Origin of the sequence: Butyricicoccus sp. OF10-2, from assembly GCF_003481925.1 — a bacterium.
Classification (GTDB): Bacteria; Bacillota; Clostridia; order Oscillospirales; family Butyricicoccaceae; genus Agathobaculum; species Agathobaculum butyriciproducens.
The window spans coordinates 19,775-38,676 of record NZ_QUMC01000028.1; the positions used below are offsets into that span (position 1 = coordinate 19,775).

Annotated in this window: 18 protein-coding genes, 4 tRNA genes and 2 pseudogenes; 11 read left to right on the plus strand and 13 right to left on the minus strand. The window is 55.0% G+C overall.

Annotation, left to right across the window (positions count from 1 at the left end; translation table 11 throughout):
- Positions 1-817: 817 nt before the first annotated feature.
- The 11 genes from DXB00_RS13055 to DXB00_RS13105 all read left to right on the plus strand — a co-directional run bounded on the left by DXB00_RS13055 (position 818) and on the right by DXB00_RS13105 (position 7,508).
- Positions 818-1,132, plus strand: coding sequence for a YerC/YecD family TrpR-related protein (locus tag DXB00_RS13055; RefSeq protein ID WP_110436460.1), 315 nt, complete (start codon positions 818-820; stop codon positions 1,130-1,132).
- The gene (locus tag DXB00_RS13060; RefSeq protein WP_118480394.1) at positions 1,125-1,862 is read left to right on the plus strand and encodes a class I SAM-dependent DNA methyltransferase; all 738 of its coding nucleotides are present in this window, start codon (positions 1,125-1,127) and stop codon (positions 1,860-1,862) included. Before DXB00_RS13055 ends, DXB00_RS13060 begins: the two co-directional genes overlap by 8 nt.
- A 3-nt stretch (positions 1,863-1,865) precedes the next feature.
- A complete protein-coding gene (hslO, locus tag DXB00_RS13065; protein WP_118729910.1) occupies positions 1,866-2,747 on the plus strand; it encodes an Hsp33 family molecular chaperone HslO in 882 nt (293 codons plus the stop codon).
- Positions 2,748-2,857: 110 nt separating this feature from the next.
- Positions 2,858-2,934, plus strand: a tRNA-Asp gene (locus DXB00_RS13070).
- A gap of 30 nt (positions 2,935-2,964) precedes the next feature.
- Positions 2,965-3,040: transfer RNA gene (locus DXB00_RS13075), tRNA-Phe, on the plus strand.
- A 212-nt stretch (positions 3,041-3,252) separates the two neighbouring features.
- Positions 3,253-3,328: transfer RNA gene (locus DXB00_RS13080), tRNA-Gly, on the plus strand.
- 3 nt (positions 3,329-3,331) lie between these two features.
- Positions 3,332-3,405: transfer RNA gene (locus DXB00_RS13085), tRNA-Cys, on the plus strand.
- 153 nt (positions 3,406-3,558) lie between these two features.
- Entirely contained in the window at positions 3,559-4,140 is a 582-nt protein-coding gene (locus tag DXB00_RS13090; RefSeq protein ID WP_117491049.1) for an S-layer homology domain-containing protein, read from the plus strand.
- Positions 4,141-4,273: 133 nt separating this feature from the next.
- Positions 4,274-4,960, plus strand: a complete 687-nt coding sequence (locus tag DXB00_RS13095) for a response regulator transcription factor (RefSeq protein ID WP_165815475.1) — start codon at positions 4,274-4,276, stop codon at positions 4,958-4,960.
- Between the two features lie 2 nt (positions 4,961-4,962).
- A complete protein-coding gene (locus DXB00_RS13100) occupies positions 4,963-7,014 on the plus strand; it encodes a HAMP domain-containing sensor histidine kinase (protein ID WP_158578351.1) in 2,052 nt (683 codons plus the stop codon).
- 146 nt (positions 7,015-7,160) lie between these two features.
- Complete coding sequence (locus tag DXB00_RS13105) at positions 7,161-7,508, plus strand: cupin domain-containing protein (RefSeq protein ID WP_118729908.1); 348 nt, start codon at positions 7,161-7,163, stop codon at positions 7,506-7,508.
- Between the two features lie 157 nt (positions 7,509-7,665).
- On the opposite strand, the pseudogene DXB00_RS13110 reads toward DXB00_RS13105, so the two are convergent.
- From DXB00_RS13110 to DXB00_RS13165, 13 genes and pseudogenes are all read right to left on the minus strand, one after another.
- A pseudogene (locus DXB00_RS13110) lies at positions 7,666-9,390 on the minus strand (ABC transporter ATP-binding protein).
- Positions 9,387-11,161: pseudogene (locus tag DXB00_RS13115) on the minus strand (ABC transporter ATP-binding protein). Before DXB00_RS13115 ends, DXB00_RS13110 begins: the two co-directional pseudogenes overlap by 4 nt.
- Before the next feature lie 168 nt (positions 11,162-11,329).
- Positions 11,330-12,172 (minus strand): class I SAM-dependent methyltransferase, encoded by an 843-nt coding sequence (locus DXB00_RS13120; protein ID WP_118729906.1) that lies wholly within the window; start codon positions 12,170-12,172, stop codon positions 11,330-11,332.
- On the minus strand, positions 12,162-12,335 hold the full coding sequence (locus tag DXB00_RS16480) for a hypothetical protein (protein ID WP_158578350.1): 174 nt from the start codon (positions 12,333-12,335) through the stop codon (positions 12,162-12,164). Before DXB00_RS16480 ends, DXB00_RS13120 begins: the two co-directional genes overlap by 11 nt.
- 12 nt (positions 12,336-12,347) lie before the next feature.
- Positions 12,348-12,983 (minus strand): L-2-amino-thiazoline-4-carboxylic acid hydrolase, encoded by a 636-nt coding sequence (locus DXB00_RS13125; RefSeq protein ID WP_118729905.1) that lies wholly within the window; start codon positions 12,981-12,983, stop codon positions 12,348-12,350.
- Position 12,984: 1 nt separating this feature from the next.
- The gene (locus tag DXB00_RS13130; protein ID WP_118729904.1) at positions 12,985-13,917 is read right to left on the minus strand and encodes an acyl-CoA thioester hydrolase/BAAT C-terminal domain-containing protein; all 933 of its coding nucleotides are present in this window, start codon (positions 13,915-13,917) and stop codon (positions 12,985-12,987) included.
- The gene (locus DXB00_RS13135; protein ID WP_118729903.1) at positions 13,914-14,690 is read right to left on the minus strand and encodes an alpha/beta fold hydrolase; all 777 of its coding nucleotides are present in this window, start codon (positions 14,688-14,690) and stop codon (positions 13,914-13,916) included. Before DXB00_RS13135 ends, DXB00_RS13130 begins: the two co-directional genes overlap by 4 nt.
- Positions 14,691-14,922: 232 nt before the next feature.
- Positions 14,923-15,549 (minus strand): MBL fold metallo-hydrolase, encoded by a 627-nt coding sequence (locus DXB00_RS13140; protein ID WP_442861385.1) that lies wholly within the window; start codon positions 15,547-15,549, stop codon positions 14,923-14,925.
- Between the two features lie 13 nt (positions 15,550-15,562).
- On the minus strand, positions 15,563-16,048 hold the full coding sequence (locus DXB00_RS13145) for a hypothetical protein (RefSeq protein ID WP_118729901.1): 486 nt from the start codon (positions 16,046-16,048) through the stop codon (positions 15,563-15,565).
- 3 nt (positions 16,049-16,051) lie between these two features.
- Positions 16,052-16,669, minus strand: a complete 618-nt coding sequence (locus DXB00_RS13150; protein ID WP_118729900.1) for a class I SAM-dependent methyltransferase — start codon at positions 16,667-16,669, stop codon at positions 16,052-16,054.
- Between the two features lie 6 nt (positions 16,670-16,675).
- Positions 16,676-17,464 carry a class I SAM-dependent methyltransferase gene (locus tag DXB00_RS13155; RefSeq protein ID WP_118729899.1) on the minus strand — a complete coding sequence of 263 codons (789 nt, stop codon included), beginning with the start codon at positions 17,462-17,464 and terminating at the stop codon, positions 16,676-16,678.
- A 1-nt stretch (position 17,465) separates the two neighbouring features.
- Positions 17,466-18,254 carry an alpha/beta fold hydrolase gene (locus tag DXB00_RS13160; RefSeq protein WP_118729898.1) on the minus strand — a complete coding sequence of 263 codons (789 nt, stop codon included), beginning with the start codon at positions 18,252-18,254 and terminating at the stop codon, positions 17,466-17,468.
- Between the two features lie 3 nt (positions 18,255-18,257).
- Entirely contained in the window at positions 18,258-18,872 is a 615-nt protein-coding gene (locus tag DXB00_RS13165; protein ID WP_118729897.1) for a class I SAM-dependent methyltransferase, read from the minus strand.
- Between the last annotated feature and the right edge of the window lie 30 nt (positions 18,873-18,902).

Consider the following 18,902-nt stretch of genomic DNA (forward strand, 5'->3'; position numbering starts at 1 on the left):
AGATTGCCGACATGTGACCGCTGTGAAATAAGGGGAACGGCAGAGGAGTTTTTCTACCGTAGGGGAGCACAGTGTGCTCCCATGTCGAGACATATTCGCAGTGTCGGATACTGTTCTGCTACACTTGTGGGTTCATCTACGCAAGCGCGGCATGACAGTGCCGCGCAACCCTTTGGCACGTTATACCGGAAGGCACCTGCGAATTTAGGTGTTTGGCACAATTTATCCTCGTAGGTGCTGTCTATCATAACGCGCTAACGAATTGCGCGACACTGTCATGTCGCGCCTGCGGAGAGTTGCCGGTCTGTGTAGCAGTATGTTATCTGACACTGCGAATCGGTTGCGAAAGATACGGAAGAAAAAATCCTCTGCCGTACCCCTTTTCGCAGCGGTCACATGTAGGAAATCTGCACCAGATTAGGAAGCAAGGGAAAGGTAGGAGTTCAAAGAGGAAGGAAAACCGCAGGTTGTCCTTCCTTTTTGCCCCCGCGGCGGGCGCCGCAACGCTCCCGCCGTCCGCAGACGGCGAATCCTCCCGCTAAGGTTCAGCGGAAAACTCCCCGCCCGTTAGGGGCGAACCTGCCTGCGGCAGTTCGTGTGCCCCGGTCAGCCGGTGCTGAAAAAACTGCCGCCCGGACAGGGTGAACCGCCTGCGCGGTTCAGGTGTCCTAATCGCCTGGTGCAGCGAAAAAGAGTGCCGCACACGGACATCTGTCCACCCGTGAAAACCAAATATTTTTACGCTTTACACTATAAAAGCGATGTGCTATAATATAGGGTATAAGAGCGAAAAAACGAATGTAGGGAGGGATAGACCATGAATCGAAAGTTGAAGGACGAGGATATGGACATTCTGTTCCGCGGTATTCTCAAGCTGCAGACGGTCGAGGATTGCTACGACTTTTTTGAAGATCTGTGCACGATCGCTGAACTGCGTGCCATGGTGCAGCGCTTTCAGGTGGCGCGTATGCTGGATGAGGGCCGCATTTACAGTGACATCGTGCAGGAGACCGGCGCGTCCACCGCGACGATCAGCCGCGTGAACAAGTGCCTTGTGTATGGCTCGGACGGCTACCGCAAGATGCTCGACCGGCTCAAGGAGGACGAAACAGCAGAGGAGAGCCATGAATAGTTACGAAACCCTGTCGGAATACTATGACCGCTTCACGGATGACGTGGGCTACGAGGAATGGGCAGACTTTTTCGAGCGCCTGTTTGAGCGGGAGGGCGTAAAGCCGTCGCTGGTGCTCGATCTGGCGTGCGGCACGGGCAGTCTGACGCGCATTCTGGCGCAGCGCGGCTATGATATGATCGGCGCGGACGCATCGCCGGAAATGCTCATGCAGGCGCTGCAGAACACGCTGGACTGCGAGCCGCGTCCTCTGCTGCTCAATCAGCGTATGGAAGAGCTGGACCTGTACGGCGCGGTAGACGCGTGCCTGTGCTGTCTGGACAGCGTAAACTACGTCACTGAGCCGGAAGCACTGCAGACTGCCTTTGAGCGCGTACACACGTTCCTCAATCCGGACGGCCTGTTCGTATTCGACATCAACACAGCCGAGAAATTCGCCCGCATTGACGGCGAAAGCTATGTCCGCGAGGATGACTGTGTATTCTGCGTATGGCAGGCGGCGGTCGAGGACGGCCTGTGCGCCTACCAGTTCGATATTTTCGAGCAGGAGGACGATGTGTGGCACCGTGCGCAGGAAACGCACGAGGAGCGCATCTACGAGCCTGCACAGCTGACCGCCATGCTGGAGCAGGCCGGTTTTACCGAGATCAAAACCTATGGCGACCAGTCCTTTGCGCCCGTACAGGGCGGCGAGGACCGCATTTACTTTACAGCACGAAAGAGAGATTAACTTATGAGCGATACGTTACTTCGCGCGATCGCCCGTGATGCGGGCATCCAGATTTGTGCAGCCAGCACGACCGAGCTGGTCGAGCGCGCACACGAAATCCACAGCACCACGCCGCTGGCTACCGCAGCCCTCGGACGAACGCTGACCGCGACTGCCATCATGGGCAGCCAGCTCAAGGCCGAGGACGGCTCTGTGACCGTGCAGATCAAGGGCAACGGCCCGCTCGGCGCGATCGTCTGCGTCGGTGATTCGGACGGCTATGTGCGCGGCTATCTGCAGGACCCGGCTGTCGATCTGCCGCTGCGTGCGGACGGCAAGCTGAATGTAGGCGGCGGTGTCGGCCGCGGCTATCTGATGGTCATTAAGGACATTGGCATGAAGGACCCGATCACGGGCACAGTTGCGCTCGTCAACGGCGAGATTGCCGAGGACCTGACCCGCTATTTCGCGGAGAGCGAGCAGATCCCGTCGGCGTGCGCGCTCGGCGTGCTCGTGGATACCGACTGCTCGGTCAAGTGCGCCGGCGGCTGGCTCGTGCAGCTTATGCCGGGCGTGAAGGATTCCGACATTGACAAGCTGGAGGCCAATCTGGCAAAGCTGGAGAGCATGACTGCTATGCTCGATAAGGGCATGAGCCTCGAGGACATTATCCGCGCGGTGCTCGATGGCTTTGAGGTAGATTTTCTGCAGACCAGTGAAATCGGCTATCGCTGTGCGTGCAGCCGTGAAAAAGTAGAGCGCGCCCTGATCAGCATGGGAAAAACCGAACTTTGCAAGATGGCGGAAGAACAGGAAAATAGTGAGGTAACCTGCCAGTTTTGCGATAAAATCTATCGTTTCAGCCGCGCAGAGTTGCAGGAACTTTTAACACACGCAACGAAATAAAAAGAAAATAAAAAAACTTTGAAAAAAGTGTTGACATTTGGGCACAGGTTCTGTATAATAAACATCGTCGCTGAGAGATACGAACGAAAACGAAACAGCGACGACGGCCTGGCCCGGTAGCTCAGTTGGTTAGAGCGCTAGCCTGTCACGCTAGAGGCCGTGGGTTCAAGTCCCATCCGGGTCGCCATTCTTCAATCGGAAACGATTGAAGAAATATGCCTCTGTAGCTCAGTCGGTAGAGCAGGGGACTGAAAATCCCCGTGTCGGTGGTTCGATTCCGCCCGGAGGCACCATTTTATAATGAGTGCCCCAAGCACTCATTATAAAAATAATCCCTTTCGAGTAAGGAATCGAAAGCTGGCTCTTGGAAATATGCCGGTGGCATATTTCAACCAGCGTGGCTTTTGCCGCAGCAAAAGCGATTCCGCCCGTGAGCGTTAAACCCGAAGCGTCCGGTAACTAATCGGCACTGACAAAAATCGCGTTAGCGCGAAAAACTAAATATGCGGCTGTAGCTCATCTGGTAGAGCGCCACCTTGCCAAGGTGGAGGTAGCGAGTTCGAGCCTCGTCAGCCGCTCCACATGGTACCATAGCCAAGCGGTAAGGCGTGGGACTGCAACTCCCTGATCCCCAGTTCGATTCTGGGTGGTACCTCCAAAAGACTGATGTGAAAACATCAGTCTTTTTGTTTTGCACAAAATCACACGAATTTGCACAAATTCAGGTAAAGGTTGACAAATACTGTAGACTGTGTTATATTCCACTTATGGATGCACTACGGCGTCCATGCAATAAAAGGAGGAATTTAATATGAAACTCAGAAAGCGACTGATCGCGCTGAGCATGGCGGCAGCCTGCGCAGCAACTTCGTTTGCCGGTGCAGCGTTTACTGACCAGAGCGACATTAAGGTGGACGATTATGTGCTCACCAGAATGCAGGAGCTGAACATCATCAAGGGTTACGAGGACGGCTCGTTCAAGCCGAATAAGATCGTTACCCGCGCAGAGATGGCGAAAATGATTTACGTTCTGCGTAATGGTCATGACGACGCAAGTTTATATACCAATAAGTTCGACAGTGCGTTCACGGACATCAACGACAGCTGGGCCAAGGTGTATATTGAGTATTGCGAGGCTAATCATTTTGTTCGCGGTCGGACGACCACAAAATATTGCCCGAATGAGCCAGTCACAACGGTTGAAGCGGCAAAAATGCTGTTGCTTGAGCTGCGTTACAGTCCACAGTTTCTCGCCGGACGGGAATGGAAAGACACGGTAATGGAAAAAGCGGAAAACATCGGTCTGCTGAACGGTGTTGCGGTTGGACAGGACGATCCTCTGCCGCGTCAGTACGCTGCACAGATGGTTTACACTGCACGCAACACCCCGTAAAGATAGCAAAGAAAAGTCCCTCGATCGAGGGACTTTTTTTCATCTTCATAAAATCTAAAGAAATTCCCTGCGGAAAACAACAGAAACCTGTGGTAAGATAGAAGTAACGAAAGGGGGAAGGGAAATGGAAAAGCTGACTGTTCTGGTGGTGGACGATGACCGCGAGATCGTGGAAAGCATTGCGATATTCCTGCAGGCAGACGGATATTTGGTGCGCAAGGCGTACAACGGTCTGGAGGCGCTCGACATCGTAATGACCGAGAACGTACACCTTATCATTCTTGACATTATGATGCCCGAGCTGGACGGAATCAAAACCTTATTAAAGGTAAGGGAAAGTAAAAACCTGCCGATCATCCTGCTGTCGGCCAAGAGCGAGGACGCGGACAAAATCCTCGGACTGACCGCGGGTGCGGATGATTACATTACAAAGCCGTTTAACCCGTCCGAGCTGGTTGCGCGCGTGAAAAGCCAGCTGCGGCGCTACACTCAGCTGGGCGCGATGCAGATAAAGGAAACGCAGATTGCTATCCGCGGACTGGTGCTCGACACCGAGAGCAAAAGCGTGACGGTGGACGGCGAAGCCGTTCGTCTCACACCGCTCGAATACAAAATACTTGAGCTGCTGTGCCGTCACCCGGGAAGGGTGTTCTCCACCGAGGAGATTTACCGACAGGTGTGGAATGACGATATTGTCAGTGACAACGCCATTGCCGTCCATGTGCGGCACATCCGCGAAAAGATAGAGATCAACCCGAAGGAGCCGCGCTATCTTAAGGTAGTATGGGGTGTCGGCTACAAAATCGAAAGGAGCGAGTGAGTATGAATATCAAGGGGATCTTACGCAGTACGGTAGTAAAGCTTATCGCGTTTGCAGGCATTGTGGGGTGCTTCGCAGGTGCACTGTTTCTCGTTGAGAACACGATAACAGATTTTGCCGCGAATGGCCTTGACCAAATGGTCTATCGCTTTGAGGGTGATTTTGCCGACTCGTCCTATATGCATCAGCAGCTCGGCATAATGTGTGCTGAAATGGCGAATGCGTTTGAGGATGGTATGGACGCAGCGGAATTCAGCAGGCAGCATACGGATTTTGCGGGAAACTATTTCGGCAGAATGGGCGATAAAACGGTCGGCGATGACACGCTGACCGAAGCCGCGGCAAAAAAATCTGCGTTTTACATGATCACACGGCCGGGTGGCAATGTGCAGTCCAATGTGGGAATGTACTACGGCTATCCGCTTGCGGTTTACGATGAGGAAACGGACAGTTACGGCTACTACACCGAGGAGGATGCGGCAGAGGAAGGCTGGAAGTTCAATAAGTTCAATCCGTACCCGTCTAACACCCTGCTGCTGGTGCGCTTCACGGACGCACAGGCTGCACCCATCAAGGCTGAGTGGGAAACGCAGAAAACGCAGATTACCGGCGTGCTCCATCGGGCGATTGTGTTGACGTGCATTGCACTGGTGCTGTTCGTGTTCCTGCTGTTCGTCACCGGCCGCAAGCCGGAGGATGAGGACGTGCACCTTGTCACTATCGACCGTCTGCCGGTGGAAGTGAACGTGCTGTGCTTCTGGGCGGTGCTCGGCACGGCAGGCGGACTGAATCTGGCACTGATGGGTGAATTGCTGAACGGCACAAACGACATGTCGATATTGCTCGTACCGTCCATCCTGTTTTTCGTCGCGGCGTTTGCGTTCGCACTTGAACTTACGCTGTCGCTTGTGCGCGTAATCAAGAACCGCAGCTTCGTCAAGCAGTGCTGGTCGATTCGATTCATCCTCTGGTGCTGGCGAACCTTTATTAAGGTATGCAAGTGCATCCGGCAAAGTTTCGGAAAACTGCGCCGCATGCTGTTCCGCGACTACAAAACGCGCAACGTTGTGCTGCTCTTTACGGCGTATTCGATTGTTCTCGCGTTCCTTGCGGCGGTGTTCGGCGGAGTGGGCGGCTCGTTTTTTGCCTTCGTGCTCGGCATGGTCTGGTTCCTCGCGGCAGGTTACTTTCTCATCAAACGCATCACCGGCTTTGAGCGTATCGTGGATGCGCTGCGCCGGCTGCGTGCGGGTGATCTCAGCTTCAAGCTGACCGACATGCCGGAGGGCGTGTTTGCTGAAATGGCCGAGGATATTAACTCGCTTGGTGACGGCATGCAGGCGGCGCTGCAGAACGAAGTCCGCGCGGAACGCATGAAAAGCGAACTGATCACCAACGTCAGCCACGATCTGAAAACGCCGCTGACCAGCATCCTCAACTATTCCGATCTGCTCGGCAAAATGGATTTAACGCCGGAGGAGGCGAACGACTACGCCCGCATTATCCATCAAAAGGGTCTGCGGCTCAAGAATCTGACGAGCGACCTGTTCGATATCTCCAAGGTGCAGTCGGGCGCAGAGCAGATCATCAGCGAACGGCTGGATGCATGCACGCTCGCCCGGCAGGCGCTCGCGGAGCAGGACAAGGCCGTGCAGGAGAGCGGATTGACCGTCAAAGCCGCCATTCCCGAGCGGGAGCTGCCCATTTGGGCGGACGGACGAAAGCTGTCCCGCGTGCTGGAGAATCTCATCGGCAACTGCGTGAAATATGCGCTCAAGGGCACGCGCGTGTTCCTCTCTGTTACAGAGGAGAACGGTCGGGCCATTATTGAACTCAAAAACACCGCCAACTACGAGATGGACTTTGCCGCTGATGAGATCACCGAACGGTTTGTCCGCGGTGACGCGGCGCGCTCGACTGAGGGCAGCGGTCTGGGTCTCGCCATTGCAAAAAGCTATACCGAGGCCTGCGGCGGCACGTTCGATGTCTCGGTGGACGGCGATCAGTTTAAGGTGCGTATCGGCTTTCCGGTGTACGGTATGACTGCAAAGTAAATTCTTCGCGGAAATGGAAATCTTATCTTGTAATTTGGATTACAACCGCTATAATAGGAATTGACAAGAAACTGCGCGAGCGGTAAGGGCAACACCGCAGCTTCAATCATGCGATATTGCCCAGGACAAGAAAGGCGGAAAGAATTATGATTACGACTGCAAGCGAACATCGGGTAGATAAGGTAGAGCAGATGGCTGGCGGCAAGGGACACGTTATCATCGAGCACCTGCTCGGTGAGAAGGAGCTGGACGGCAAGTGCGGCCTGTATGCAAAGGTAACCATCGAGCCGAACTGCACGCTCGGCTTCCACGAGCACCACGGCGAGACCGAGACCTATTACATCCTGAGCGGTGAAGGCTCGTATAACGACGGTGAGAAGTCCTATCCGGTCAAGGCCGGCGACGTGACCTTCTGTCCGGACGGCACCGGTCATGCGCTGGATAATACCGGCGATACCGACCTCGTGTTCATGGCACTGATCATTATGAAGTAAGCGCAGAGACGCAAAGAACCCGAAGCCTTGGCTTAACAGTGATAAGGAAGTAATTTAAACATGACTGTTAGCTGACGGATTCGGGTGCTAAAAAGGACATCTATTCTTTTGAGTAGATGTCCTTTTTTGTTGTGCCGGGAGGCTGTTTTGAATTGGGTCAGATGGCCCAGCGCTGGCTTTCGGTCTGCAGATCCACCATGTGGGTGTACTGGCCGTTCCGGGCATAAAGTGCATCGGGTGCGCCCTGTTCGGCCACCACGCCGTCGGACAGCACCACGATTTTATCCGCACCGGCCACAGTGCGCATCCGGTGGGCGATGATAAGGACGGTTTTGTGTTTTATGAGCCGGGAAAGAGCCTCCTGAATGGCAGTTTCGTTCTCTACGTCCAGACTGGCGGTGGCTTCGTCCAGCAGAATGATGGGCGCATCCTTCAGGAAGGCGCGGGCAATGGAAATGCGCTGACGCTCGCCGCCGGAAAGAGCGCAGCCATTCTCGCCGATGTTCGTGTTCCACTTGTCCGGCAGCTTTTCGGCAAATTCCTCGCAGTTTGCCAGCTTTGCCGCCGCAAGGACCTCCTCGTCGGTGGCACCTTTGCGCCCCAGACGGATATTTTCCAGTATCGTGTTGTCAAACAGAGTCACATCCTGAAACACGATGGAATACAGGCTCATGAGCTTTCCGGGTCGATTCGGGAAACCTCCATGCCGCCCACGGTGATGCTGCCCTTCTGGTAGTCCCAGAACCGTGCCGCCAGCCGGGAAACGGTAGTCTTGCCGCCGCCGGAGGGACCCACCAGTGCCGTGACCTCGCCCTGCTTTGCGGTAAAGGAGACATCCCGCAGCACCGTTTCGCCGGAGTTGTAGGCAAAGCCACATGGTCGAACACGATATCGCAGCCCTGATTGGTCAGCTGCTCGCTGCCGGTCTGCAGGGGAGCATCCAGGATCTCGTTCATCCGCCCCACATTGGTGCGCATGGCAATGACCGCTGCCAGATTCTGCAACGCGCCCTGCATAGGGTCGTACATCCGGGAGGCCGCCATCAGGAACAGAAACAGGGTCAGCACATCGATACTGCCCTGCACCAGCAGCACCGAGCCGGTGAGTGCCACCGATGCAATGCCCAGCTTGAGCACCATGCTCGCAGAGGACACAAACAGCGCTGTTTCCAGCTCTGCCACGATGGACTGCTTTTCCACAGCCCGAATTTTGCCGGAAAGACCGGACAGATACCGCTGCTCCGCATTACTGGCTTTCAGGTCACGGAGGGTTTCGATGTACTCCTGAATGCCGTCCGCACAGGCCATTTTCGCCGCCATGGTCTTGGCCTGCACCTTGTCCTGCACCCGGTAGCTGCCCACCACGATGGCGGCGGATACCGGGATGACCCACAGGGCTGCCAGCGCCATCCGCCAGTCAAAAGTGAACAGGCTCAGGGCAATGAGCACCGTAGAGATGAGGGAGCCGAATAGACCGGGGATGAAGTGGGAACAGTCCTTTTCCAACACCTCGCAGTCTGCCATGATGGTGCTGGTCAGGTCGCAAGATCCCGCTTGCCGAAAAAGGACAGGGGCAGCTTGCGCAGCCGTTCCGCAAGGGTCAGGCGGCGGGTGCCGCTCTCTTTATAAGTCGTAAAATAGGTGCCGTTATACTGGAACCATGTGGTCAGCAAGATCAGCGCAAAGCAGGCCGCACACCCCAGCAGATAAAAGGCGGTTCTCCCGCTCGTTGAGCCTGCCAGCAGATCTTTTACCAGGAGATACAGCAACCCGGTAGGCAGCATGAACGCCATGTTCTGGAACGCACAGGCCAGAACGCCCTTTACAAGCCCCTTTGCGCCCTCCGGGGAGCTGGCCGTGGCGTGTTGAATTTTTTCGATCATCTTTCCCCCTCCTTTGCGACCTTCCACTGCACCGATGCCTGATACTCCTGCCACATCCGGGCAAACAGACCGTTCTGCGTGCACAGCTCATCCTTTGTGCCGAATTCTGCAATTTGCCCATCCTGTACCACATAGATGCAGTCGGCGTTGGCTACGGTGGACAGGCGGTGTGCGATCATCAGCACGGTTTTGCCCTTGGCAAGCCGGGCAAAAGCCGCCTGCACCTTAGCTTCATTGTCCGGGTCGGCAAAAGCGGTGGCCTCGTCCAGAATCAGGATGGGCGCATTTTTCAGCATGGCGCGTGCAATGGCAATGCGCTGCTGCTCGCCGCCGGACAGATACACGCCCTTGGTGCCGATAACAGTATGGATGCCCGCCGGGAACTTTTCTATAATATCCATGCACTGCGCCGCTTTCAACGCTGCCAGCACCTCGGCTTCGGTGGCCTGCGGTCTGCCCAGACGGACATTATCCAGAATGCTGCCCTTGAGCAGGCGGTTGTTCTGGAACACAAAGGAGATGGTATCCATCAGCTCTTCCTTGGGGATTGCCCGCACATCCGCTCCGCCTACTCGGACGCTGCCGCTCTGCACATCAAAGAACCGGCAGACAAGGTTTGCCAGCGTAGATTTTCCGCCGCCGGAGGGGCCTACAAAAGCCACAGTCCGTCCCGGCTGAATCTCCAGCGAAACGCCCTTAATAACCTCGTTTTTTCCGTCGTAGCTGAAACGCACGTTCTGCAGCGCGACAGAAGCATCCTGCGGGTGCTGCGGAACAGCCTGAACCTGCATGGGCGCTGCCTCCAGCACCGAGTCGATGCGTGCCAGCGCATCCGCTACCACCATCTTGTTCTCGCTCATGTACATTATGCGGGTCAAAGTCAGGGAAATCACCGGCGTGATGATGATATAGAACAGCAGGTTCAGCAGAAATTCCGGGGTCACGCCGTGTGTCGTGAACAGCAGCCCGCCTGCAATCAGAAAGGCGAACACGCCGTTGACGGCGGCGGTGTAGAACATCATGGGCAGGCGCAGGTCTTTGGTGTAGGAGATGACCCACTTTTCGTACTCATCAATGGTGGTCTTGAATTTTTTGAAGGAAAACACACTCTGCCCGAAGGTCTTGACCACCGGAATGCCCCGGACGTATTCCACTGCCTCGTTGGACATGGACTCCAAGGCGTTGCCGTACTGCCGCATTTTTTCAACCATCCGCTTGCCGGTCATGGTCGCCATAATGAGGAAAGCCAGCACCACCGGCGCAAGGCTCAGCAGCCCCAACCTCCAGTCGAACGCCAACAGCAGCACCAGCAGCCCCACCGGGGTGGCGATGGCATTGTACTGGTCGGGCAGCTGGTGGGCAAGATAGGTCTCGGCGGCTCCGGTGCTCTCGTGGATGATCTTGCGCAGCTACCGCTGCCGAAGGTCTCAGCAAAGCCCAGCGGCAGCACTGCCAGATGCTCCGATACTGCCAGCCGCAGATTTGTCGCCACCCGGAACGCCGACAGATGGGAGCACATCAGCGCCGCAATGTAAATAATGTAAGACAGCACTGCGAATAACACTGCCATCCAGCCGTAATGAGGAATGTTCACCGCCTGCGCATAGTTTGGCGCCGCGTTCAGCACATCCCGCAGAATCATCCATATGTATACAAAAGGCACCAGCGCCACCAGCGCACTGGCCGCAGACAGCATCCACGAAGCGTAGGTGAAATATCGGTGGTTCCCGGCGTAACCCATCAGCCGGGAAAGATCGGATTGTTTTTTCAATTAAATCACGTCCTTTCTTCCGCATGGCGAAATTCCAGATGATAAGCAAGGCACAAAAGCAGCAAATTTCTTTTTCATACGGTACCTCCTGAAGTTCTTTGGTTAGCGTTCTCTAACTGCCGGATATTCTAACATGATTTGTGCTTTCAAACTATTCCGTTTTGTTTCCTATATTGTTTGTTCAAATCCAATCTTCACGATCTGCATATTCATCACTCCGTCACCGACCCTTGCAAGAAAGCGGAAAAATCCGCTGACGGACGGGTCTTTCAGGTCGTGGTAGCCCAGCATATAGCCCCGGCTGGCGATATGCAGGCGACTGTCCCATGCACCGATCTCGCGCTTGGCGTCCGAAACGGCGAAGTACGCGCCGACATCCTTGATTTCCGCATCCTTCAGCCATGTTTTCAGCATCAGCTTTACTGCCTTCTCATTGGCGGCATCGAACGCCAGTACAGCGCCCGGAAAAGCGTCTGCCATAGCACGTACCAGTGTTTTTACCTGCTCCTTTAGGAAATAGTAGAACACTCCCGCAGCAAAGAAGACCGCACCGCCGGAGGCGTCGATTCTCTCAAACCACGATGTATCGTTGAGGTCGCAGGGGATGTTTTCCTCCCGATCCCTGGCCGGGAGTAGCTCGTTGCGCACAGCGATGACGTCAGGAAAGTCCAGATTGTAGAGCTTGCACTTACCGTTATCGCAAGCCCGACCTGTGCGGTCCAACCCGCAGCCGAGATTCACCACCGCCGCATTGGGATGACTTTTCAGATACTCCCGCACCTCGAAGGCAAGGTCGTTCTGCCGCATGGCAACCTCTAAAAAGCCAAACCGCTGCATGAGTCTGTGGGATTTCTTCTGAAGCGCCGAAAAATTATAGTCCACCGCATTCACCAGCCGCAGTGCCGTTTCGTCCCGATAGAGGCTTGGATATACCTCTGCGCACATTTTCCGTGTATAGAGTGGGATGATCAGCGTTTCCTGTACAGTGTTTTTCTCGATTTTATAGTTCATGGTTTTCCCCCTCCCTGCAAGTAATTCCCACACTCTGCCTCCAGCGCCTGCCATAGGTCTTTGCCATTTCCTCCGCCACCGGCAGTGCGCCGCGATAGCATACGCCGCCGTGGGGCATCACCATCAGTTCCGGGTACTCTTGTCCGAACTCAAAATATTTCAATACTCCGCCACCTCACACTCGTTTCTTTTGATATCCGCAGTCGCAGTAAGGGTCGCCGGAGGCCAGCGTGTACTGCCGCACAAAATTCGTCACGCCGCCCGCCTCGCTCATGGCGTAGTCCAAATGACACATGGCGGGTGTCAGGTCATAAAGCCCCAGCTCCTGCATCAGCGTGCAGATGCCGCATTTCGTGAAGCGCCCCTCATAACCGCTGCCGTCGGGATACTCGTAAAAGTCCATATTCCACGAGTAGGGGTTGCGGTCAGCCGCCTTCCGGGCGGCGGTGGCTTTCATGGCGGCAATATCCTTGGGCGTGAACTTCGACTTGCCGCTTTGGCGGCAGAACCATTTCATCAGCGGCGTCATCTGCGCTTTCTCATAGTAGTCGGTAAGGCTTTCCACATCGGGACGGCGCGGCATGGAGAGGACAAACGCCCCCAGCATGGCGCAGCCAATGATGTTCATGCTGAACCGATCACCTTTTTCAAATTCGGGCAGCTTTGCGATGATCTCACGGTACTTCGGCTTGGCCTTTTCCGTGATCTTACGTGCGGTGTCCGGGTCATAGCCCAGTACCGCCGTCAGCTGCGCTTGAAAGGACTTCGCAAACACTACCCATATGGCTAGGGGCATTCCCATCCAACGCATCTCACTTCGCTCCTTTCCATTCTGCCAGAGTCCGGTTCATCCGCTTCTCGATGTCTATCCGGGTCTGGCGGCATTCCTTGGGATATTTCTTTGCTGCCTGAAACGCCAACTTTACAAACAGACCGGAGCCAACCGGCAGCATGATTTTCAGCATCCCCTCCGGAAAGACAAAGTGGGTGCCGTGAGCATAAACCATTGTTTCAATCTCGCATTCATGCGGCTTTTCCGCAAGGCGCTTTTTCATACGGCGGATATACTTTGCGGTATCCCACAGCGCATCGTCCTCCGCGCCGATCAGCAGCAGCTTTCCCCGGATGTTTTCAACAGGAATATATTCCTCCGGCTCGATCGGATGCATCACCTCGGAATCGTCAAACAGCTTGCGGGAGTTAACCATATCACCAGTGCGCTTGCTCTCTGCGGCGACACAGTGCCAATAGTCGGGATGCTGATAGCAAAACGGCATATAGGGCAGCGGCTTGCCCCGGTAGGAGAACAGCGACTCGCCCTCGACCGGCCATTCCTTGCAGCCGTCCCTTTTGCCCTGCATGAAACCCTGCCACACAAAATCGCTGGGCGTCATGGCAATGGTCAGGGTAACATCCGGGAACATGGCAGCCGCTGTCAGCGCGAGCGTTCCCGTAGTCGAAGCACCGGCAATGCCAATTTTATGGTTGCCGTTGGCTTTCAGCCACGAAATGGCCGTCTCCACACGCTCCAGCGGATAATTATGATGGCCGTAATCCTTTTTCGCAGGCGACATGGTGAGCACATTTACGCCCCGCCCGCAGAGCCATTTCACAGCTGAACGCGCAAGCCGATCCTCCGGATCGTCACCAATCATCGCAATGACCGCGCAGTCCGATCCGTCGGCACACGCCCAGTACGCGCCGTAAAAGCCGGCGGTCTCCACATCAAAGTGCTGATGCTTCATCGCTTTCCCTCCATGATATCCTTCACCAACTGCACCCAGCGCTCCGGATAACAGGCCAGCAGCTCCTCGTGCTGCAAGTCCTGCTCATGAATGGCTGGGTTTGCAAAGTGCCGTTCATAGCGCTCGCGGTATTTCTCACCCATTTTGAGCGCATAGAAAATATGAATCTCTGTTCCCGGAACGTTGATCTTGTCCGGCAGCGGGGTGACAAGGTCGGAATAGAACTGATTCTTGCAGCTCTGCACGGTCACATAAGGTCGTGCGCCGCTGAGCATCTCCATGAACGCTTGCACATAACCGCCCATTTCCGACTTTCGCTGCGTGAGGCGTTTTTGCAGCAATCGACTCTTGAACCGTCCGTCTCGAATAAGCGGATAAATCAGCGGTAGGAGCAGATTTGTTTGCAGCTTTGCCGCAATGGGAGATGCTTGGTCAAGATCAGAGCTGCCGAGAATTCCGTAATCCATATGAATATTCTGCCGCGCCGCCAGCAGCCCCACAAAAGAGCCGCCCAGCGAGCAGCCATAGCTCGCCCAGATATGTCCATCGCAATGTTTCTGAATGTAAGATTCTATTTTCTCTGTTTCCTCCAGCATAGTGGGAAACTCGGTATGTTCCGTTTCATCGAAACCATCGTAGCTGACGCAGAGAACGCGATACCTGTCCGACAGCAGCGGAATGACCCGTCCAAAATTGCCCTTCCAGTGGCAGCAGGTGCCGGGAAGCAGTAGGATGACCGGGGCATTTTCTGCGCCGAAGGAATAAACCTTCATCTTCCCACCCTCTTCAGGAACCCACTCTTTGCCATTTTTTCCGTGTCATCCGATTCATCATAAGCGTCATAAGGCGCGGTGGGGTCGGGAACCCGCTTTCGGAACGGTGAGCAAAGCTTGTCCTTATGGGCAAAGGCGAACTCGAAGTTGTCCGTCCAGCCGGTGTGACCGGTGAGAAACAGCGGATGCAGGTCACGGCTTTGCAGCTTCTGCTCCAGCGCCGCCAGCGACTTTACCGCCAGTTTGTTGCTTTCTGCCAGAGAGGAAATGAAGCTGTAGCCGCCGTCCGCGCCGAACCAGAGAGTGTCGCCGGTGAAGAGATATTTGTCGTCAATGAGATAGACATATGACCCCATGTGTGACCGGGGACAAGGAAGCACTCAATTTTGATACCGTCAATCTCGAAAGTCTCGCCGTCATGCAGCAGCACCTTTTCGTTGTTAATTGTGACCTGCGGCAATTTATAGAGATGGTATATGACTTTTCGCCGCACCTCGCCGGTGAGATACCGGTTTTCAATCTCGCCGATATAGAGCTTTGCGCTCCGGAACAAACCGGGGCTGTCTGCCTCCACCGCGCCCACGTGGTCGGTGTCCTGATGAGTGATGAGGATGTGCCGGACGGACTGCGGGTCGATGCCCAGCCAGCCCATTTTTTCTGCCAGCCGGTCGTAGTTATACCCGGCGTCAATCATGATGGTGGTGCCGCCCTTGCGGTAGAAGAAGATGTTCGCCACCCACTCCCGCACGCAGGCCACGCGCTCATCCACCCAGCCAGTGTTCAGCGGCTTGAATATTTCCTTGCCGCGGTACATCTTGCTCATTTCTCTTTTCTGAAACTCGGTGGCTTTCTTTGACATCGGTATTTCCTCCTTACAGCAGCATTCCGATTCCCGCAAGGAGCAGGGAAATCATGGCCATTCCCAGTGTTCCGAACAGCCATTTCTTCTGCTTGTCTGCTTTCGAGATGTACGGCATCAGATCCTCTGTCCCCGGTATTACCCACGCCTTGGTGTGTCCGACCCAATAGCCGTCGATGCCAAGCCGGTCGATGAGATTCATCACAGACAGGATTACAAAGCACTGCCAGAAACCGCCCCCAAAAGTCTGCGCACCATTGATGGCATACACGAAAATGAGCACATAAGCAAGATATCCCGGAACGCAGATCAGCTTGAAGCGCAGCGAGTTTTGCTTGATCTTTTCCTTTGTGGTCAGACCCAGCGCAACGCACCGTTCCTGTACCTTCGAGTCATACAAATGCACCATGCCGACAGCGCCCTTGTGGATGCCGATGGCGCACACCAAAACCAGCAGCGCCCCCAGCCCCAGTCCTTCCAGAATCGTTTGCAGCAGCATTCCTTATTCCTCCCGCTTCTGTCCTGTCACGCAGAGCCAGCCAATTTTGTTTTTATGGATTTGAACATTGCAGAATTCAGCGTTTTCCAGAAATGTTTTCAGCTCATCGCCGCTGTATATGGTCATACCGCCGATAATCTCCGTCCACTTCTCATCCTTGTCCGTGTCGCCACTGCTCTCGTTGCAGATGAGAAAGGTTCCGCCGGGCTTCAGCACCCGATAAATCACCCGAAAACATTGCGGCAGATTCGGCCAGAAGTAGACTGTCTCAAAAGCGGTGACCGCATCGAACCAGTCATCTGCGAAGATCATATCCGCCACACTGCCTTGCAGGACGGCACAGCGCCCCTCCGCGATGGCGGTCTCGTTGACCTTTTTCGTCTTCTCCACGCTGACGGGCGAATAGTCGATGCCCTTCACGATCCCCTGCGGGTATTTTTTCAGCAGCCTTTTCATGTTCGCACCGCCACCGCAGCCGCAGTCCAGCACCTTTGCATCTGATAAAAGCGGCAGGAATTTCATGCCCCAATCCGCAAGGGGCGCATGGCACAGATTCATCAGGTTCACCATGACTTTTCCACCAAAACCGGTTGGCTTTCTGGTGTTCTCAAAAAAGGACATCACCCATCACTCCTTTTCCACCACAATGATCTTATTGGAAATATTCCGCACGGCGGGCAGCTTTTCCAGCAGTTTATAGATCGGTGCGAATGCCGCCATGCCCTCGGTTAAGCTGTGCTCCTCCACGAATCCAAAATCCGACAGCAGTTCGGCAAGTGCTTTCCCATTCTTGATTCCCCAGTTGAATTTTGCATTGCTTGCGTCAATGGATTTCTCCTTGAAGTGCCGCGCCATCGCAGGATTCATGGTTTCCACAAAGACTGTGGCTTTCTCAAATCGGCGGGAAATCACCGTGAAAATGCGCTGCACATCCGCTTCTGACAGGTACATAGTCAGCCCCTCGATGACGATCAGCACCGGCGCATTCTGCTCGCTGATTTTGCTGCCCCAATCGTCCATGGCAGACATGGCGATCTGCGAAATCGTGCCGCTTTCCGGCAGCAGCTTCTCACGCACGGCCATGGCCTCCGGAAGGTCCAGGTTATACCAATGCGCATAACTTGCCATCCGATAGCACCGGGTATCCAGCCCGCAGGCGATGTTGACCACCACCGCGCCGGGGTGCGACGCAAGCCATTTCTTCGTCATCCGGTCGAGCACGATGGTGCGGGTGATAACGCCGCTGTGCATGGCTGTATCCTTGTCCGCAAGGGAAAAATCGTAGTCCAGCTTTTCGATGAGTTCTTCCGCTTTTGCATCGTGAATCGCGCCGCGTCCCCGGCTCTCCTTCGCCCTTGCGTAAATGGTTTGCAGCATAGTCTCCGGCACGCCGGAGAGTTTGATCTTTTCTCTCATATCATCTTTCCTCCGCTTGCATAGTCAGAAATTTTTCCGCATACCGGCAGAATTTTTCCGGGTGTACCATCACCAGCTCCGCATGGGCCATCTTGGGGATGCCATGGATGCGCGCCTTAGGAAAATAGCGCTTGATGAACCGGATATCCCGCCTGCGATCCTTCTTTTCATCGTCGCCGTACCAGTAGGTGATTTTCGCACCGATTTTAGCGGAGCGCTTCGGAAGCGCATAGTTGTTGGCAGACCAGAATACATTGCGGATCGTCCGATCGGAAAAGGTTTTGAGATAGGCTTCCATGGCGTCGTACTCCTTTTTGGGGTCGTGCCCTGCGGGGGTGAACCGTTCCGGCGGAAAGGCCGCTTCCAGAATTTTTCGGCTGTTCGCCGCCATTTTAAAGGACACAATATCCCGCCAAAGCAGCAGCTTTCGCACCGGGTAGGGCAGCTGATAAGGGATGATCCCGCCGTCGATGATGGCTCGGTCGATGGGCATTTTCCCCAATGCCAACATACGGGTCAGGCAGGCACCACCCATGGAGCAGCCATATGCTCCGTCCAGTTGTGAGATGCCGCGGCTTTTCAGGTAAGAGATCACCTCATCCACGGTCTGCTCGACTGAGGTGAAATCCCCGGGATACTCCGGCTGATGGCCGTCATACACCACCTGAAAAACATGCCATCTCTGAGAAAGCAGCGTGATCGTGTCGGCAAAGGCCCATACAGGCTCTGCCGTGCAGGGGAAAAACAGCAGCGTCCGCTCCTGCGCCTGCCCGTGTTCCAATATCTGCATGGATCACCCCTCCGATTTCACGCACTCTGCATAGGTCAGCGGGAACGAGGCTTTCAGCACGGCGCTTTTCTGCACCGTCCAGCCGTTTTCCCGGAGAAATGCCAGATATTCGTGACTTGTCCACTTGCTGTGGAGAGGGAAGCCCGCCAGCTTCATGAAAAATGCTTTGCCCTTTCCACGAAAGTCATTACCGGCATGAGTAAAGGTCGGTGCGACCAGTATCCCGTCCTCTTTCAGCACCCGACGAATTTCAGAGAGGGCTGTTTCCGGCTCCGGCACGATATGCAGCGCATTGGCCACGATGACCACGTCAAAGCTTTCGTCGGCATAAGGCAGGTGGAACATATCCTGCACGGAGAAATGCAGCTTGGTGGATCGGTTGTCCCGCTTCGCTTCTGCGATCATCTCCGGCGAAGCGTCTGTGGCATCAATATGAGCGGCACTGTTTACAATGTTTTTGGCAATCAGCCCCGTGCCTGTGGCCAGCTCCAGCACGGTTTTGTGCCGCACCACGGGGCGCAGCAGCTCGTACATCTGCTCATAAGCTGCGGCGTCCTTTCGCATGAAGCGGTCGTACCGCCCGGCGTTTTTATCCCAGAAATTTTGACTGTTTCTCATGATTTCGCCCTCACAACGAGATGTTAAACT

What these genes read in the sequence shown, in the direction of transcription:
- DXB00_RS13055 (WP_110436460.1), top strand. Translation starts at nt 818, where the DNA reads ATGAATCGAAAGTTGAAGGACGAGGATATGGACATTCTGTTCCGCGGT.
- DXB00_RS13160 (WP_118729898.1), bottom strand. Translation starts at nt 18,254, where the DNA reads ATGCAGATATTGGAACACGGGCAGGCGCAGGAGCGGACGCTGCTGTTT.
- DXB00_RS13125 (WP_118729905.1), bottom strand. Translation starts at nt 12,983, where the DNA reads ATGCGTTGGATGGGAATGCCCCTAGCCATATGGGTAGTGTTTGCGAAG.
- DXB00_RS13090 (WP_117491049.1), top strand. Translation starts at nt 3,559, where the DNA reads ATGAAACTCAGAAAGCGACTGATCGCGCTGAGCATGGCGGCAGCCTGC.
- hslO (WP_118729910.1), top strand. Translation starts at nt 1,866, where the DNA reads ATGAGCGATACGTTACTTCGCGCGATCGCCCGTGATGCGGGCATCCAG.
- DXB00_RS13100 (WP_158578351.1), top strand. Translation starts at nt 4,963, where the DNA reads ATGAATATCAAGGGGATCTTACGCAGTACGGTAGTAAAGCTTATCGCG.
- DXB00_RS13140 (WP_442861385.1), bottom strand. Translation starts at nt 15,549, where the DNA reads ATGTCAAAGAAAGCCACCGAGTTTCAGAAAAGAGAAATGAGCAAGATG.
- DXB00_RS13105 (WP_118729908.1), top strand. Translation starts at nt 7,161, where the DNA reads ATGATTACGACTGCAAGCGAACATCGGGTAGATAAGGTAGAGCAGATG.
- DXB00_RS13150 (WP_118729900.1), bottom strand. Translation starts at nt 16,669, where the DNA reads ATGTCCTTTTTTGAGAACACCAGAAAGCCAACCGGTTTTGGTGGAAAA.
- DXB00_RS13155 (WP_118729899.1), bottom strand. Translation starts at nt 17,464, where the DNA reads ATGAGAGAAAAGATCAAACTCTCCGGCGTGCCGGAGACTATGCTGCAA.
- DXB00_RS13120 (WP_118729906.1), bottom strand. Translation starts at nt 12,172, where the DNA reads ATGAACTATAAAATCGAGAAAAACACTGTACAGGAAACGCTGATCATC.
- DXB00_RS13165 (WP_118729897.1), bottom strand. Translation starts at nt 18,872, where the DNA reads ATGAGAAACAGTCAAAATTTCTGGGATAAAAACGCCGGGCGGTACGAC.
- DXB00_RS13145 (WP_118729901.1), bottom strand. Translation starts at nt 16,048, where the DNA reads ATGCTGCTGCAAACGATTCTGGAAGGACTGGGGCTGGGGGCGCTGCTG.
- DXB00_RS13130 (WP_118729904.1), bottom strand. Translation starts at nt 13,917, where the DNA reads ATGAAGCATCAGCACTTTGATGTGGAGACCGCCGGCTTTTACGGCGCG.
- DXB00_RS13060 (WP_118480394.1), top strand. Translation starts at nt 1,125, where the DNA reads ATGAATAGTTACGAAACCCTGTCGGAATACTATGACCGCTTCACGGAT.
- DXB00_RS13135 (WP_118729903.1), bottom strand. Translation starts at nt 14,690, where the DNA reads ATGAAGGTTTATTCCTTCGGCGCAGAAAATGCCCCGGTCATCCTACTG.